13 protein-coding genes are annotated in these 14,482 nt (G+C 73.7%); 7 read left to right on the top strand and 6 right to left on the bottom strand.

The window, feature by feature from the left end; translation table 11 throughout:
* The 3 genes from AB0J08_RS14140 to AB0J08_RS14130 are packed head-to-tail and all read left to right on the top strand — an operon-like array spanning position 1 to position 3,481.
* A complete protein-coding gene (locus AB0J08_RS14140) occupies positions 1-1,647 on the top strand; it encodes an NAD(P)/FAD-dependent oxidoreductase (RefSeq protein ID WP_360632167.1) in 1,647 nt (548 codons plus the stop codon).
* Positions 1,644-2,591 (top strand): alpha/beta hydrolase, encoded by a 948-nt coding sequence (locus AB0J08_RS14135; protein WP_360632164.1) that lies wholly within the window; start codon positions 1,644-1,646, stop codon positions 2,589-2,591. The genes AB0J08_RS14140 and AB0J08_RS14135 overlap by 4 nt, the downstream gene beginning before the upstream one ends.
* Positions 2,588-3,481: an SDR family oxidoreductase gene (locus AB0J08_RS14130; protein ID WP_360632161.1), complete on the top strand. Its 894-nt coding sequence runs from the start codon at positions 2,588-2,590 to the stop codon at positions 3,479-3,481. Before AB0J08_RS14135 ends, AB0J08_RS14130 begins: the two co-directional genes overlap by 4 nt.
* A 97-nt stretch (positions 3,482-3,578) precedes the next feature.
* On the opposite strand, the gene AB0J08_RS14125 is transcribed toward AB0J08_RS14130, so the two are convergent.
* The 4 genes from AB0J08_RS14125 to AB0J08_RS14110 form a co-directional block, all read right to left on the bottom strand.
* Entirely contained in the window at positions 3,579-4,496 is a 918-nt protein-coding gene (locus tag AB0J08_RS14125) for a serine hydrolase domain-containing protein (RefSeq protein WP_360632397.1), read from the bottom strand.
* Between the two features lie 199 nt (positions 4,497-4,695).
* Complete coding sequence (locus AB0J08_RS14120; RefSeq protein ID WP_360632158.1) at positions 4,696-5,622, bottom strand: hypothetical protein; 927 nt, start codon at positions 5,620-5,622, stop codon at positions 4,696-4,698.
* On the bottom strand, positions 5,619-6,461 hold the full coding sequence (locus tag AB0J08_RS14115; RefSeq protein WP_360632155.1) for a hypothetical protein: 843 nt from the start codon (positions 6,459-6,461) through the stop codon (positions 5,619-5,621). Before AB0J08_RS14115 ends, AB0J08_RS14120 begins: the two co-directional genes overlap by 4 nt.
* Before the next feature lie 133 nt (positions 6,462-6,594).
* Positions 6,595-6,795 (bottom strand): hypothetical protein, encoded by a 201-nt coding sequence (locus tag AB0J08_RS14110; protein ID WP_360632152.1) that lies wholly within the window; start codon positions 6,793-6,795, stop codon positions 6,595-6,597.
* A 156-nt stretch (positions 6,796-6,951) separates the two neighbouring features.
* Between AB0J08_RS14110 and AB0J08_RS14105 the strand changes: the two genes are divergently transcribed.
* Together AB0J08_RS14105 and AB0J08_RS14100 are read left to right on the top strand one after the other, a co-directional pair.
* Positions 6,952-7,725 (top strand): SDR family oxidoreductase, encoded by a 774-nt coding sequence (locus AB0J08_RS14105; RefSeq protein ID WP_360632149.1) that lies wholly within the window; start codon positions 6,952-6,954, stop codon positions 7,723-7,725.
* A gap of 226 nt (positions 7,726-7,951) precedes the next feature.
* On the top strand, positions 7,952-9,769 hold the full coding sequence (locus tag AB0J08_RS14100) for an ABC transporter ATP-binding protein (RefSeq protein WP_360632146.1): 1,818 nt from the start codon (positions 7,952-7,954) through the stop codon (positions 9,767-9,769).
* Between the two features lie 46 nt (positions 9,770-9,815).
* Here the strand turns inward: AB0J08_RS14100 and AB0J08_RS14095 are convergent, their stop codons facing one another.
* Complete coding sequence (locus AB0J08_RS14095; protein ID WP_360632143.1) at positions 9,816-10,484, bottom strand: lysophospholipid acyltransferase family protein; 669 nt, start codon at positions 10,482-10,484, stop codon at positions 9,816-9,818.
* Positions 10,485-10,723: 239 nt separating this feature from the next.
* On the opposite strand from AB0J08_RS14095, the gene AB0J08_RS14090 reads away from it, so the two are divergent.
* The gene (locus AB0J08_RS14090; RefSeq protein WP_360632140.1) at positions 10,724-10,936 is read left to right on the top strand and encodes an EF-hand domain-containing protein; all 213 of its coding nucleotides are present in this window, start codon (positions 10,724-10,726) and stop codon (positions 10,934-10,936) included.
* A 109-nt stretch (positions 10,937-11,045) separates the two neighbouring features.
* On the opposite strand, the gene AB0J08_RS14085 is transcribed toward AB0J08_RS14090, so the two are convergent.
* Complete coding sequence (locus AB0J08_RS14085; RefSeq protein WP_360632137.1) at positions 11,046-13,244, bottom strand: bifunctional glycosyltransferase family 2 protein/CDP-glycerol:glycerophosphate glycerophosphotransferase; 2,199 nt, start codon at positions 13,242-13,244, stop codon at positions 11,046-11,048.
* Between the two features lie 777 nt (positions 13,245-14,021).
* Here AB0J08_RS14085 and AB0J08_RS14080 point away from each other — a divergent pair.
* Positions 14,022-14,288, top strand: coding sequence for a hypothetical protein (locus tag AB0J08_RS14080; protein WP_360632133.1), 267 nt, complete (start codon positions 14,022-14,024; stop codon positions 14,286-14,288).
* The last annotated feature ends 194 nt before the right edge of the window (positions 14,289-14,482 follow it).

Here is a 14,482-nt window from a genome sequence, read left to right as displayed (position 1 = left end):
ATGGCATCCAGCACCAAGCGCCCCCGCCCCGACGCGTCCGACCGGGACTCCCTCGACGTCTCCACCGGCGGGGCCGCCACCGGCCCGGCCGCTTCGGCCGCCGCCGCGCCCGAGGCGCCCGCCGTGACCGCCGCGCCCGACGTCCCGCACGTCCGGGTGGCCGTCATCGGCTCCGGCTTCGGCGGCATCGGCGCCGGTGTCCGGCTGCGCCGCGCCGGCATCACCGACTTCGTCATCCTGGAGCGCGCCGACTCGGTCGGCGGCACCTGGCGGGACAACAGCTACCCCGGCTGCGCCTGCGACGTGCCCTCCCACCTGTACTCCTTCTCCTTCGCGCCCAACCCCGACTGGCCGCGCAGCTTCTCCGGCCAGCCCGACATCCGCGCCTACCTGGAGAAGGTCACCGACGTCTTCGGCGTCCGCCCGCACCTGCGCTTCAACGCCGAGGTCACCGAGGCGCGCTGGGAGGCCGACCGGACCCGTTGGCGGGTCACCACCACGGCCGGTCAGTGGACCGCCGACGCCGTCGTCTCCGCCGCCGGGCCGCTCGCCGACCCGCGGATCCCCGACCTGCCGGGCCTGGACACCTTCCCCGGCAAGGTGTTCCACTCCTCCCGCTGGGACCACGACCACGACCTCGCCGGCCAGCGGGTCGCGATGGTCGGCACCGGCGCCTCCGCCGCCCAGATCATCCCGAACATCCAGCCGCGGGTCGGCCGGCTGACGGTCTTCCAGCGCACCCCGGCCTGGGTCCTGCCGCGCCGCGACCGCGCGATCACCGAGGCCGAGAAGTGGCTGCACAACCGGCTGCCCGTCACCACCAAGCTCCGCCGGGGCACCCTGTTCGCCCTCCGGGAGCTCCAGGTGGACGCCTTCGTCCGCCGGCCCGGCCTGCTGAAGGTGGTCCAGCGGCTCGCCGAACGGCACATCGCGCAGGGCGTCGCCGACCCCGCGCTGCGCGCCAGGCTGACGCCGGACTACCGGATCGGCTGCAAGCGCATCCTGCTCAGCAACACGTACTACCCGGCCCTCGCCGCCGCCAACACCGAGGTGGTCGCCGCCGGGCTGCGCGAGGTGCGCGGCTCGACCCTGGTCGCCGCCGACGGCAGCGAGCACGAGGCGGACGCGATCGTCTTCGGCACCGGCTTCCACGTCACCGACATGCCCATCGGCGCCCGGGTGTTCGGGGCCGACGGCACCAGCCTGGCGCAGGAGTGGAAGGACGGCATGGAGGCGCTGCGCGGCTCCACCGTGCACGGCTTCCCGAACCTCTTCTTCGTGATCGGCCCCAACACCGGCCTCGGCAACAGCTCGATGATCCTGATGATCGAGTCCCAGCTGAACTACCTGGTCGACGCCCTCACCACGCTCGGCTCGGTCGGTGCCACCGCGATGCAGCCGACCGCACGCGCCCAGCGGCACTGGAACCTCGAACTCCAGCACCGGATGGACCGCACCGTCTGGACCACCGGCGGCTGCCGCAGCTGGTACCTGGACAGCAGTGGCAAGAACACCGTGCTCTGGCCCGGTTCCACCACCTCGTTCCGCCGCGCCACCCGCAAGGTCGACCTCGCCGAGTACGAGCTGATCATTCGGACCGCGCCGGCCTCCCGCGCGGCCGCCGCGCCCGAGGAGGCCCTCGCATGAGCCCCGCGATCCCCGCCGACTGCGTCCTGCCCGCTCCCGCCGAGGAGTTGGAGATCCGCTCGGCGGACGGGAGCCGGCTGCACGCCGAGATCCACGGGCAGCCCGGCGCCCCGACCGTGGTGCTCGCCCACGGCTGGACCTGTTCGACCGCCTTCTGGGCGCCGGTGATCCACCGACTCGCCGACCGCTACCGGGTGGTGGCCTACGACCAGCGCGGCCACGGCCGCAGCGAGGTCCCGCCCAGCCGGATCCGCTACTCCACCCGGGCACTCGCCGAGGACCTCTGCGCCGTGCTCACCCGGACCGTCCCGGCGGGGGAGCGGGCCGTCCTGGTCGGCCACAGCATGGGTGGGATGACCGTGATGGCCGCCGCCGGCCGCCCCGAGGTGGTCGAGCGCACCGCCGCCGCGGTGCTGGTCTCCACCGGCGCGGCCGACCTGGTGGCCGAGCTGCGCGTCCTGCCGGAGGCGGTGCGCTCCCCGCGGCTGCGGCGCTTCCTGCACCGTCAGGGGCTGCGCTCGCGGCTGCCGCTCGGGCCGGTCGGTCCGGTCAGCCGGGCCGCACTCAAGTACGGCACCATGGGCCCGGGTTCGGCCGCCGACCGGGTCGAGGCGACGGCCCGGATCGTGCACGCCTGCCCGACCGTCGTCCGGGCCCGCTGGGCCGGCGTGCTGGACGTGCTGGACGTCCGCGCCGGGCTGGCGCGGCTCACCGTGCCGACCGCCGTCGTGGTCGGCACCGACGACCGGCTGACCCCGCCGGTGCACGCGCACCGGATCGTCGCCGCGCTGCCCGATCCGCAGGGCCTGCTCCTGCTGCCCGGGGTCGGCCACATGGCGCCGATCGAGCGGCCCGCCGAGGTCGCCGCCGAGATCGACCGGCTCGCGGCCGCCCACCTGCCCGCCGCCCACCGTCCTTCCGTCCAGAGGAGCGTGACCGCATGAGCGCCACCTTGCCGCTGTCCGCACAGGTCGTCGTCGTCACGGGTGCCGCGCGCGGCGTCGGCGCCGCCCTGGCCCGCAAGCTCACCCTGCGGGGCGCCAAGGTCGCCCTGCTCGGTCTGGAGCCGGCCGAGCTCAAGGACGTCGCCGCGCTCTGCGGCCCGGGCGCCACCGCCTGGGAGGCCGACGTCACCGACATCGAGGCGCTCACCGAGACCGCCCGGCAGATCAAGGAGCACTACGGCCGGATCGACGCGGTGGTCGCCAACGCGGGCATCGCGATCGGCGGGCCGCTGCTGGACAGCGACCACCGGGCGTTCAGCCGGGTGATCGAGGTGAACCTGCTCGGCAGCGTGGCCACCGCGCGGGCCTTCCTCCCGGCCCTCGCCGAGAGCCGCGGCTACCTGCTCCAGATCGCCTCGCTCGCCGCGCTCACGCCCGCCCCGCTGATGAGTGCGTACTGCGCCAGCAAGTCCGGCGTCGAGGCCTTCGCCCACTCGATCCGCGCCGAGGTCGCCCACCAGGGTGTCAGGGTCGGTGTCGGTTACCTGAGTTGGACCGACACCGACATGGTCCGGGGCGCCGACCAGGACGCCGTCCTCAAGCAGATGCGCGCCCGCCTGCCCTGGCCGGCCAACAAGACCTACCCGCTGGACCCGGCCGTGGACCGTCTGGTCGCCGGCATCGCCCGCCGCTCCGTCCACGTCTACGCCCAGCCCTGGCTGCGCGGCATGCAGCCGGTCCGCTGGATCCTGCCCTCGCTGATCGCCGCCGTCGGCTCCCGCGACATCGCCAGGCTCGCTCCGCAACTGGCCGCCACCGCCGCCTCCCGGCTCCGCCCGGTGGGCGCGGGCGGCGCCGCCGACAGCGCCGCGCACCCCGACAAGCGCTGACCGCACGGCCTGCGCCCGCGGCCGGTCACGTCGATCGTCGACGTGACCGGCCGCGGGCGTCGGGGCCGGGCCCGGATGCCGGGGTGGGGTGGGGTGGTCAGCGGGTCAGCGTCTTCAGGATCTCGTAGGCCTGCTGGACGAAGCGACCGTCCAGCGACGGGCCGCAGTTGGCCAGGGCGCCGACGGCGGTGCCGGTCTGCGGGCAGAGTCCGACGAAGGCCGTGAAGCCCCGGGTGGCACCGGAGTGGAAGAGCAGGTCGCGACCGGCGACGCGGCGGTGGTTCCAGACCAGGCCGAGCCGGTCGGCGGAGCGCGGCAGTCGCAGCCGCGGCCGCTGGACGTCACGAAGTGCGCTCCCCAACGCCCCGTCCCCGGGGTCGAGATGGCCTTGCAGGTAGCGCAGCAGGTCGGCTCCGGAGGAGCGGACGGCGCCCGCGCCGGGCAGGCCGGGGATGCGCCAGGGCGGGAGCGGGTGGCCGCGGCGGTGGTCGACGGCCCGGTCGGGCGTGTCCGGCCCGCAGGTGGTGGAGCGCAGGCCGAGCGGCCGGCCGACGCGGTCGGCGAGCAGTTCGGCGTACGTGGCGCCGCCGGTCTCGGCGAGCAGTCGGCCGAGTAGTCCGACGCCGAAGTTGGAGTAGGCGAACCGGCTGCCGGGGCGGTGCCGCACGGTGGTTCGGGCCAGACCGGCCCGTAGTCGCTGGTCGCCGTAGGCGGCGTACGGGTTGCTGAAGAAGGCGGGGAGCGCCGTACCCAGCAGCCCGGGCGGGAGGCGGGGGAGGCCGGAGGTGTGGGTGGCCAGGTGCAGCAGGGTGACGGGCGGTCCGCCGGCCGGGACGGCGGGGGGCCGCCAGTGCCGGGGGAGCCGGCGCTCGATCGGGTCGGTCAGCACGAGCTCGCCGCGCGCGGCCATGGTGGCGAGCAGCAGCGCGGTGAACGTCTTGGTGACGGAGCCGAGTTCGAAGACGGTGTCCGGAGTGCAGGGGGCGGCGCCGTCGTGCCGAGCCGCCCGCGGCAGTGCGCGGCCCGGTGGTCGCCGCGCGCCACCGCCAGCGTCACGGCGGTGGCGTACGGCGCGGCGGCCCGGACGAGCGCGGCCGACTCGCGCGCGCCGAAGGCGTCGTCGGCGTAGGCCGGGGCAGCCGGGGCGCCGTCGGTGTCCGCCGCTGACCGGGAGCCGGGCCGAGCGGACGCCGTGCCCGGGGGGTCCGTCGCCGTCATGCCGCCACGGCCGCGCCGCCGAGCGCCCGCGAGAGGGTGACGGTACCGGCCACCACCGCGACCACGGCGGTGTGCTCGTGGTCCTGGAAGGCCTGGGCCGGATCCTCGGCCACCGGCTCGGAGTTGTCGCGCGGGATCAGCCCGTCCTCGCGCTGGACGGCGGCCAGCGCCTCCCAGCCCTGCAGACCGGTGACCGGTTCGCCGATGCAGGAGTCCACCACCAGCAGCTCCCCGGCCAGGTCCCACTGACCGACCTCCAGCCAGATGTCCAGCCAGGCGCGCACGTAGTCGCGCATCGGCTCGGGCAGGTCCTCCGGGCGGGCACCCCAGTCGGTGAGGTGGAAGACGGTGTGGGTGATGTCGTAGCCGGTCATCCAGTCCACCGCCCACGGCTCCGGCGTGGCGCCGAGCCACGTCCCGGCGGCGAGGGCCGCCCAGTCGTCCGGCTGGTTGCGCAGGCCCACCACCCGGCGGGCGTTGGCCACGGCGAGCCGGCGGCTGGGCAGGATCTCGGCGGCCCGGACGGCGCGCAGCCTGCCGAGCGACTCCAGCAGCTCGTCCATGGCCGGGTGGCGGTAGCCGGCCCGGGCGAAGTGGACGTACGTCTCCAGTGGGTCGGTCATCACCAGGTGGCGCAACTGCCGTTCGTAGAGCAGGTTCCCCTCGCGCAGCTGGGTCCAGCCGAAGTCGAGGAGCTCGCGCGCGATCCGGGCGTCGTGCGGGCCGGTGACGCCGTCGCGCAGGACGAGCGAGGCGGCCAGTGCGCATTCGCCGAGCGGCTTGTAGGCGTTGTTGGGGTCGGCCAGGTCGATGGTGATGTCGTCCGAGAGCCGGCCGAAGCCCTGGTCGTGCGACGCGTGCAGCCAGGCCATCGCACGGGAGCCGAGCTGCTGGGCGGTGGCGAGGAGTCGATGGTCCGTCATGGCCGGGCTCCGTTCCCGTCGGTGGCCAGCAGTGCTTCACCGATGGCGAGTTCGAGGGCGGTGCGGGCGCTGCCGTCGCCGACGACCTGGATCCGCTCCAGGACCGGTTCGACCTCCAGGGGCAGCGGCAGGCCCTGGGCCTGCGTCCAGCAGAGCCAGCGGGCGAGCCGGGCGGCCACCCGGTGGTCGCGGCGCAGCATCGAGCGGACGGTTCCCCGGGCCAGCGCCAGGGTGTTGGCCCGGGCGGCCTCGTGCACCGGTCCGTCGAGCCCGGGCAGGGCGAGCGCGGACAGCTGGGCCATCCGTACCGACCAGCCCTGCCAGGCGGGCGGTTGCAGCTCCGGGACGTGCTCGGGCCGCGGTGCGGCCGGGTCGGGGCCGGGGAACCCCGGTGTGGTGACGGAGGGCAGCGTCCGGGTCAGCAGGACGCCGGTCGCCCAGTCCCGCCAGGCGGCGATCAGCGCCGCCCCGGCCGGCCCGTCCTCGTCGACGGGGGGTGACGGGGCGCCGGGAGCCGCCAGGGTGTCCGTGGCGGTCGCGGAGGTCGCGGAGGTCGCGGCGGTCGCGGCGACGATGGGTGACGGGAAGGCGTGCCGGGCCTCGGCCAGCAGCAGCGCGGTCTGCTCGTCCGGGCGTGCGCCGCCGAGCAGTTGCGGTGCGAACAGGTCCGGCCCGAGCACCCGGACGGCGGCCAGCAGTGGCCGGGGAGCGGCGGCGGTGCCGGGGCCGGCGAGCACGACCGCACCCCCGGCGCCCCGGAGGGCGTCGAGGGTCCGGCCCGCCAGCCGCTCGACCGCTGCGGCGTACTCGTCGCGGAGCGAGGTATCGGCGGTTGGCATGGTTGCGTGGTCCTCCTGACGGGGGTTTCACGAAGGCTCACGGGGGTCGTCGGGGGGAAGGCCCGAGGTGCGGGGGCTTCTCGGCGGTGACCCGACGCGGGCCGTTCGTGAGGGGCCCGGGTGTCGTCTCCGACTACCGGGTCTTCTCCTTGGGCTGCTTCGGGGAGAGCAGCAGAGCCAGCCCCACCAGCAGCAGCGCGGCGGCTTCGGGTCGGTACGTGGGCGCGTCGCTCACGACGGCCTCGTCCTCCACCATCAGCGCGCCGAGCGCATCGAGTTCGGCCCGGGTCGCGAGCGGCGCCGGGGCCCTTCCGGTCGTGTACTGAGTAAGCATCAGATGTGCCTCCTCAACAGGATCTTCACCGCCTGGTCCGGCGGTGCCCCTGACCGACCTTACGAGCACGAACGAACGCCTGTATCCGCAGCGCTCTGATCTGCGAAGTTACCGACGCGTTGGGTCAGCGGCGCCAGAGGTCGGTACCGTCGGGACATGACCACTGCCTTGATCACCGGCGCGACCGCCGGCATCGGAGCCGCGTTCGCGCGCCGGCTCGCCCGAAGCGGCTACCGGCTCGTCCTGGTGGCCCGGGACACCGAGCGGCTGGAGCGCGCGGCCGACGACCTGCGGGCGAAGTTCGGCGTCGACACCGAGGTGCTGACCGCCGACCTCGCCACCGAGGCCGGTATCGCGGCCGTCGAGACCCGGCTGGGTGACGTCGCCCACCCGGTGGACCTGCTCGTGAACAACGCCGGCTTCGGCAACAAGGGCGCCTTCCTGACCGTCTCGCTCCAGGACGAGCTGGACATGCTGAAGGTGCACGTGGAGGCGATCCTGCGGCTCACCACGGCGGCCCTGCCCGGCATGCGCGAGCGCGGGCGCGGCGCGATCGTCAACGTCGCCTCGGTGGCGGCCTTCCTGCCGCGCGGCACGTACGGCGCCAGCAAGGCGTGGGTGGTGAGCTTCACCCAGGGCGTGATGCGCGACCTCGGCGGCAGCGGCGTGCGGCTGATGGCGCTCTGTCCGGGCTTCACCCACACCGAGTTCCACCAGCGGGCCGGCATGGGGACGGGCAACATCCCGTCCTGGGGCTGGCTGTCCGCCGAGCGGGTCGTCGACGAGGCCATGCGCGACCTGGCGCGCGGTCGCTCGCTGTCCGTCCCGAGCAAGCGCTACAAGATCGCGGTCGCGATCGCCCGCCTGCTGCCGTCCGGCAAGCTCGGCGGGGTCTCCTCCAAGGCGGCGCGGACGTACCGGACCGACTGACGGGCGGCGCCGGGGGCGGGCGGGGCGGAGCGGGGCCTGGTCGGGCATTGGCGCGGGGCGGGTGACCGCCGGGAATAGAGAGAGCCTCACTATTAGCTTGGCTAACTATGAGCTATCCTCGCTATGCCGGTGGCCGCCCGACCGCCGTGCCCGCCAGGCCCGCCGCACCCCCGTGCGGCGCCGTGCCCGCCGCGCGTCCGCGCGTCCGACCCAGGGAGGTCCGCCCTTGAAGCCCGACGGCATCCGATGGACCCCGCCCGCCCTGGCCGAGGGCGAGCCCCGCCCGCCGGCCCAGTGGCGCCGCATCCTCGCGCTGTTCCGACCGTACTCCGGCCGGCTCACCGTGGTCGGCGCGCTGGTGGCTGCCTCCGCGGTCGTCTCGGTGGTGTCGCCGTTCCTGCTGAGGGCCGTCCTGGACACCGCCATCCCGCAGGGCCGTACCGGCCTGCTCAGCCTGCTCGCGCTCGGCATGATCGCGGCCGCCGTGATCAACAGCATCTTCAACGTGCTGCAGACACTGATCTCCACCACCGTCGGCCAGCGCGTGATGCACGACCTGCGCACGGCCGTCTACAGCCACCTCCAGCGGATGTCGCTGGCCTTCTTCACCCGTACCCGCACCGGCGAGGTACAGTCCCGGATAGCCAACGACATCGGTGGCATGCAGTCCACCGTGACCTCCACCGCCACCTCGCTGGTCTCCAACTTCACCAGCGTGATCGCCTCGGTGGTGGCCATGGTCGCGCTGGACTGGCGGCTCACCGTCGTCTCGCTGCTGCTCCTGCCCGTCTTCGTCTGGATCAGCCGCCGGGTCGGCAACGAGCGCAAGAAGATCACCGGTGAGCGGCAGAAGCAGCTCGCCGCGATGAGCTCGGCCGTGCAGGAGTCCCTCTCGGTCAGCGGCATCCTGCTCGGCCGCACCATGGGCCGCTCCGACTCGCTCGCCCGGGAGTTCACCGGGCAGTCCGACCAGCTCGCCGAGCTGGAGGTACGCGCCAGCATGGCCGGGCGCTGGCGGATGAACACCATCCAGATCGTGATGGCCGCGATGCCCGCAGTGATCTACTGGGCGGCCGGTCTGGCTTCGGCCGGTGGCTCGCCGATCGTCTCGGTCGGCACCCTGGTCGCCTTCGTCTCGCTGCAGCAGGGCCTGTTCCGCCCGACCATCGGCCTGCTCTCCACCGGCGTCCAGGTGCAGACGTCGCTGGCCCTGTTCCAGCGGATCTTCGAGTACCTCGACCTTCCGGTGGAGATCGCCGAGCCCGAGCGGCCGGCCGTCCTGGAGAAGGTCCGCGGCGAGGTCCGCTTCGAGGGCGTGGAGTTCCGCTACGACCCGGAGCAGGAGCGTCCCACGCTCGCCGGTGTCGAGCTCAAGGTCCCGGCCGGCAGCTCACTCGCCGTGGTCGGCGAGACCGGCTCCGGCAAGACCACGCTCAGCTACCTGGTTCCCCGCCTCTACGACGTGACCGGCGGCCGGGTCACGATCGACGGGGTGGACGTCCGCGAGCTCTCCTTCGACTCGCTCTCCCGGGCGGTCGGCGTGGTCTCCCAGGAGACCTACCTCTTCCACGCCTCGGTCGCCGACAACCTGCGCTTCGCCAAGCCGGACGCCACCGACGAGGAACTCGTCACCGCCGCCCGGGCCGCACAGGTCCACGACACCATCGCCGGGCTCCCGGACGGCTACGCGACCCTGGTCGGCGAGCGCGGCTACCGCTTCTCGGGAGGTGAGAAGCAGCGCCTGGCGCTCGCCCGGACCATCCTGCGCAACCCGCCCGTGCTGATCCTGGACGAGGCCACCAGCGCGCTGGACAACCGCACCGAACACGCCGTGCAGCAGGCCATCGACACCCTCGCGGCCGGCCGGACCACCATCACCATCGCCCACCGGCTCTCCACCGTCCGCGCCGCCGACCAGATCGTCGTGCTGGACCGCGGTGAGATCGTCGAACTGGGCAGCCACGAGGAGCTGGTCGAGGCCGACGGCCGGTACGCGGCGCTGCTGCGCCGCGAGGCGCCGTCCGCCGTGCTCGGGCAGCGCTAGGCGCGGGGGCGGGCGCGGGTAGGGGTGGGCAGGGGGTGGCCGGGGCTCAGGCGGCCTTGGGGATCTCGTTGTAGGTCTCCGCGACCTCCTGGCCGGAGAGCTGCTGGATCGCCCGCATCACCTCGTCGGTGACCTGCCGGCGGGCCTTGAGCGAACGGGCCTGCCCGTGCAGCTCGTCGAAGTGCAGCGGCTCGCCGAAGCGGACCGTCACCTTGCGCACCCGCGGGACGCGCTTGCCGATCGGGAGGATCTGGTCCGGCCCCTCCAGCGCCACCGGCACCACCGGGACGCCGGCGGTCAGGGCCAGCCAGGCCACGCCGGTCTTGCCCCGGTAGAGGCGGCCGTCCAGCGAGCGGGTCCCCTCGGGGTAGATGCCGAAGGCCTTGCCGTCCTCCAGGATCTCCAGGGCCGACTCCAGCGAGGCCTGGGCGGAGCGGTAGGTGCCGCGCTCGACCGGCACCGCGCCGATCGCCTCGAAGAAGCCCTTGGACAGCGCGCCCTTCATCCCGGTGCCGGTGAAGTACTCGGCCTTGGCCAGGAAGTGCACCCGGCGCGGCGCGGTCAGCGGGATCACCACGCTGTCGATGAACGAGAGGTGATTGCTGGCCAGGATCACGCCGCCCTTGCGCGGCACGTTCTCCAGGCCCTCGATGGTCGGCCGCCAGATCCCCCGCGCGAGCGGTTTCAGCACCAGCTTGGTGACGAGATCGAGCATGGGTCCCTCCCAGGACGAGCACGCCCGAGAGGTGCCCGGGCCTGAACAGTCGACGATCGGTGGTCGTTCCCCGGCCGGGCCGGGATCAGACCCGCAGACTACGACACCCACCCCCGAGCCCGTCCACTCCCGGGAACCGCGGCGCTCGCCACGGCCGGGTAGGGTACGGCCGTCGGAAACGCACATCAGCAGTCATGCAGATCATCGCAGTCATGCAGTTCATTCAGGAGGGGCCACCCATGGCAGACGTCGACACCATCCGCGCGGCGTTCGACAAGTACGACGTGAACGGCAACGGCCGGATCACCGCCGCCGAGTACGCGAAGGTCGCCCGCGAGCTCGGCGACCTGACCACGTCCATCTCGATGGCCGAGGCCATCATCAACCAGATGGACACCAACCACGACGGTGAGCTGACCTTCGACGAGTTCCTGGCCGCGCGCCAGGGCTGAGTCCGCTTCGGGCGGGGCTCCGGGACTCCCGGGGCCCCGCTGCCGCGTGTCCGGGCCGTTCGCGCTCGGCCGGTCACATCCCGGCCGTGCGGTCCCGGTCGGTCTCCGCTCAGGCCTCGACCGGGAACACCCGGCGGACCACCCGCTCGGCCGCCCCGCCGTCGTCCCACGGGCAGAACCGCTCCCGGAACTTCGCCCGCGCCGCCGGCTCGGGGTCGCCCGCCAGCAGCGCCGCGGCCAGTCCGTCGGCGTCCACCGTCACCGCGCCCGGCGGCTCAGCGAACAGGTCGAAGTAGACCCCGCGCACCCGCCGGTACTCCTCCCAGTCCGGTGCGAAGATCACCACCGGCCGGTCCAGCACGGCGTAGTCGAACATCATCGACGAATAGTCGGTGACCAGGACGTCCGCCGCCAGGTAGAGGTCCTCCACGGTCGGGTGCGCCGAGACGTCCACGATCTCGGCCGCGTCCTCGCCCGCGGCAAGGTCGCCGGGGCCGCCGGTGTGGAAGTAGTGGGTGCGCACCAGCAGCGTGAAGCCCGGGCCGAGCCGCCGGGCCAGCTCGCGCACGTCCAGCAGCGGCAGGTACCCGCCCCGGCCCTCGCGGTGGGTCGGCGCGTACAGCACCGCCGTGCGGCCCGGCGTCAGCCCGAACCGCGCGCGCATCGCCGCGACTTCGGCCGCCGTGGCGACGGCCAGCCGGTCGTTGCGCGGGTAGCCGGTGTCCAGCATCTCGTAGCGGCCGGGGAAGGCCCGGGCGAAGTGCTCACTGGTGTGCGGGTTGGAGGAGACCAGGAAGTCCCAGCGGTCGACGGCCTCCAGCAGCCGGTCGAAGTCCATCCCGTCGGCGGCCACCGGGTGGTCCCTGAGGTCCATCCCCATCGCCTTCAGCGGCGTACCGTGCTGCGTCTGGACATGCACCGTTCCCGGCCGCTTCGCCATGGTCCGCGGGAAGTTGACGTTGTTGACGAAGTACTTGGCGGTCGCCATCGCCTTGAGGTAGGCGGGCGTGTTGACGATCACGTACGGCACCCCGGCCGGCAGCGTGGCCGCCTGCCTGCGGTTCTCCACCACCCAGAGGCCCCGCACTCCCGGGGCCAGTTCCTTCGCCTTCTCGTAGATCGCCGCCGGGCTGCACGCGTAACCCCGGTGCCAGTACGCCGCGTAGACCGCCAGGTGCTCGTCCAGCGGGAGCCGGCGGAACGCGTTGTACGCGGTGAACCGGGCGCCGCTGCGCACCCCCTTCTTCACCGCCGGGGCGACCGCGCGCGCCCCCCGCTTGAGTTCGCGGGGCAGCCGCCCGGTGCGGCGCAGCTCCGCGTACGCGACCCGGGCGCCGCGCGCCGCCAGCCGGTACTGCACGCCGCGCAGGCCGCCGGGGTAGTGGTAACCGGCCGGGCGGTGACGGGCGAAGTGCTCGGCGATCCGCTGGAAGAAGGCCCTGCGCAGCTCGGCCGGGACCAGCCCCGGAGTGTCGTGGACGGTCAGTGCCTGCTGGACGGTCCGGTCGAAGACGAGGGTGCGCAGCGGGTCCGGAACCGGGCGGCCGGGCCGGTCCGGGCGGTCCAGGAAGTCGAAGATGGCGTCGTACTGGGCGAAGACGTCGGCGTGCTTGGGGGAGGCGGTGCTGGTGATCGCGCCGGGGCGGCCGCGCCGGTAGAAGTAGCAGGCGCGGTCGAGGTAGCGCAGCCGTCCGGCGGCCAGCAGGGCCGGGTAGGTGACCGAGATGTCCTCGTAGAAGCCGCGGCCGAAGGAGACGCCGAGACCGAGCAGGAAGTCGCGGCGGAACACCTTGTTCCACACCGACATCACGGTCCGGAACAGCGCGGGGTGCTCCGCGAGCGTGCAGCCGTCGACCAGCGGCGAGCCGACCAAGAGGTGGCGCCAGGGGTTGGGCTCGGTCCCGCCGTCGGGGTAGACGTGGGTGAAGTCGGTGAGCAGCACGTCGGCGGGCGTCTCGCGGGCGCGCTCCTGCGCGAGCTCGTCCAGGAGCGCGGAGACGGTGCCGTCCGGCAGCCAGTCGTCGCTGTCGACGAACCAGACGTACTCGCCGCGCACCTCGGGGAGGGCGGCGGTCCGGGCGCCGCCGAGGCCCTGGTTCTCAGTGAGGTGCAACACACGCAACCGGGGATCGCGGGCCGCGTACTCGTCCAGGATCGCGCCGCAGCGATCGGGGGAGAGGTCGTCGACCGCGATCACCTCGAAGCGCGACTCCCCGGCGGGAGTGGCCTCCAGGATCGAGTCGAGGCAGCGGGGCAGGTAGCGCTCGACTCCGTGGACCGGGAGCACGATGCTGAGGAGGACTGGCACGCTGGCCGAGTCTACCGAGCGCGATCGGGCGGCGGACTCGCGCGGTACGGGGTGGGGCGTGGGGAACTCCCGGAGCCGGAACCGCCGGAACCGCCGGAACGCCGGAGTCGGCTGGAGCCGGAACCGCCGGTGCCGGGCCCCGTGCGGGGCGGCACCGGCAGCCTGGTGGCGGCCCGGCCGACCCTCACGGCCGGCCGCCGGTCCCAGCACCTCCCGAGCCTGGCCACCGCAGCGTCGAGGCGGCCGGGCAGTGGCTCGGGGGAGCCGGAATTCTTCATCAGTCGAACGCACGGTTGAGCGATGCCTGAGCAGGCTCGCGCTTGCGCGGTCGATGAAGATATTGCTTGGAGGTTTCCTTCGCGTCAATCCCTAGATTGTGTTCACTTCCTGAACTGTTCGCTCCGAGTGAGTTTCGAGTGAGTTCGGGTGATCCGGGTGATCCAGAGGTTCCGAGTGCTCCGGGCCGCTACCGCAGGCGGGTAGGACGGCCGCCGGTCGCCTCCGGGTGCCACCGGTCGTGATGGCGGGTGACCCTGCGCGCCCGGCGCGTGCCTCTCCGGCAAGCGCCGGGCGTGTGACCCCGCGGCACCGGTGACGTGCGGCCGGTCGTGCACCATCATTGATGCCTAGTCGTGATCGCTCCGGGTGGCCCCTGGTGCGGCGTCAGTTGACGCCGCACGATACGGTGGCAGCACACCAGGACGGTTGCGCGAAGGCCGTCTGTCACGGATAGTCTTCGCCTCACGGCCCTGGCGCCTCGTAGGGGTGGGAATACTGATGGAACACATGCAAGTGCGGTCTCGGCCCCGCGTGCCGGCGATCCAGTGCGGCGTCGGCGCGACCGGCCGTCGGATCGAGCGTCACCTGGCTGTGCTCGGCGCGCCCGCACTCCCGGCGGTGGACACCGCCGAGGCGCTCGGGTTGATAAGGGAGCTGACGCCGCGCGGCGCCGGCCCCCTGACCGCGCCGCGCCGGCACGTGCGGGTGTCGTTGCTGGCGCCACTGCGTCGGCTGCGGCGAAGCCTGTTCGGCGGTCGCGGCTAGGGTTTTCAGCCCTCGCGCCCACCGGCATCCGGCCCGACGGACCTCAGGGACCGTCGGGTCTTTGGCGTGCCCGGGCCCCGCCCCTGGGACCCCGGCCCCCGCAGCGGGCTCGCGACCGGCGCGCAGCGGCCCGAACCGTCCACCGTACGGCACCGTGCCTCCGAGGCACGGAGAGTCGGCGAGGCGGTCCCCGG

Source organism: Kitasatospora sp. NPDC050463 (assembly GCF_040655255.1).
Lineage (GTDB): Bacteria > Actinomycetota > Actinomycetes > Streptomycetales > Streptomycetaceae > Kitasatospora.
Note: the sequence above shows the minus strand (reverse complement) of the source record. Positions and strands in the feature narration are given on the sequence as shown.

Coding starts and splice junctions, on each gene's coding strand:
- AB0J08_RS14140 (WP_360632167.1), top strand. CDS start 1: ATGGCATCCAGCACCAAGCGCCCCCGCCCCGACGCGTCCGACCGGGAC.
- AB0J08_RS14135 (WP_360632164.1), top strand. CDS start 1,644: ATGAGCCCCGCGATCCCCGCCGACTGCGTCCTGCCCGCTCCCGCCGAG.
- AB0J08_RS14130 (WP_360632161.1), top strand. CDS start 2,588: ATGAGCGCCACCTTGCCGCTGTCCGCACAGGTCGTCGTCGTCACGGGT.
- AB0J08_RS14120 (WP_360632158.1), bottom strand. CDS start 5,622: ATGACGGACCATCGACTCCTCGCCACCGCCCAGCAGCTCGGCTCCCGT.
- AB0J08_RS14115 (WP_360632155.1), bottom strand. CDS start 6,461: ATGCCAACCGCCGATACCTCGCTCCGCGACGAGTACGCCGCAGCGGTC.
- AB0J08_RS14110 (WP_360632152.1), bottom strand. CDS start 6,795: ATGCTTACTCAGTACACGACCGGAAGGGCCCCGGCGCCGCTCGCGACC.
- AB0J08_RS14105 (WP_360632149.1), top strand. CDS start 6,952: ATGACCACTGCCTTGATCACCGGCGCGACCGCCGGCATCGGAGCCGCG.
- AB0J08_RS14095 (WP_360632143.1), bottom strand. CDS start 10,484: ATGCTCGATCTCGTCACCAAGCTGGTGCTGAAACCGCTCGCGCGGGGG.
- AB0J08_RS14090 (WP_360632140.1), top strand. CDS start 10,724: ATGGCAGACGTCGACACCATCCGCGCGGCGTTCGACAAGTACGACGTG.
- AB0J08_RS14080 (WP_360632133.1), top strand. CDS start 14,022: ATGGAACACATGCAAGTGCGGTCTCGGCCCCGCGTGCCGGCGATCCAG.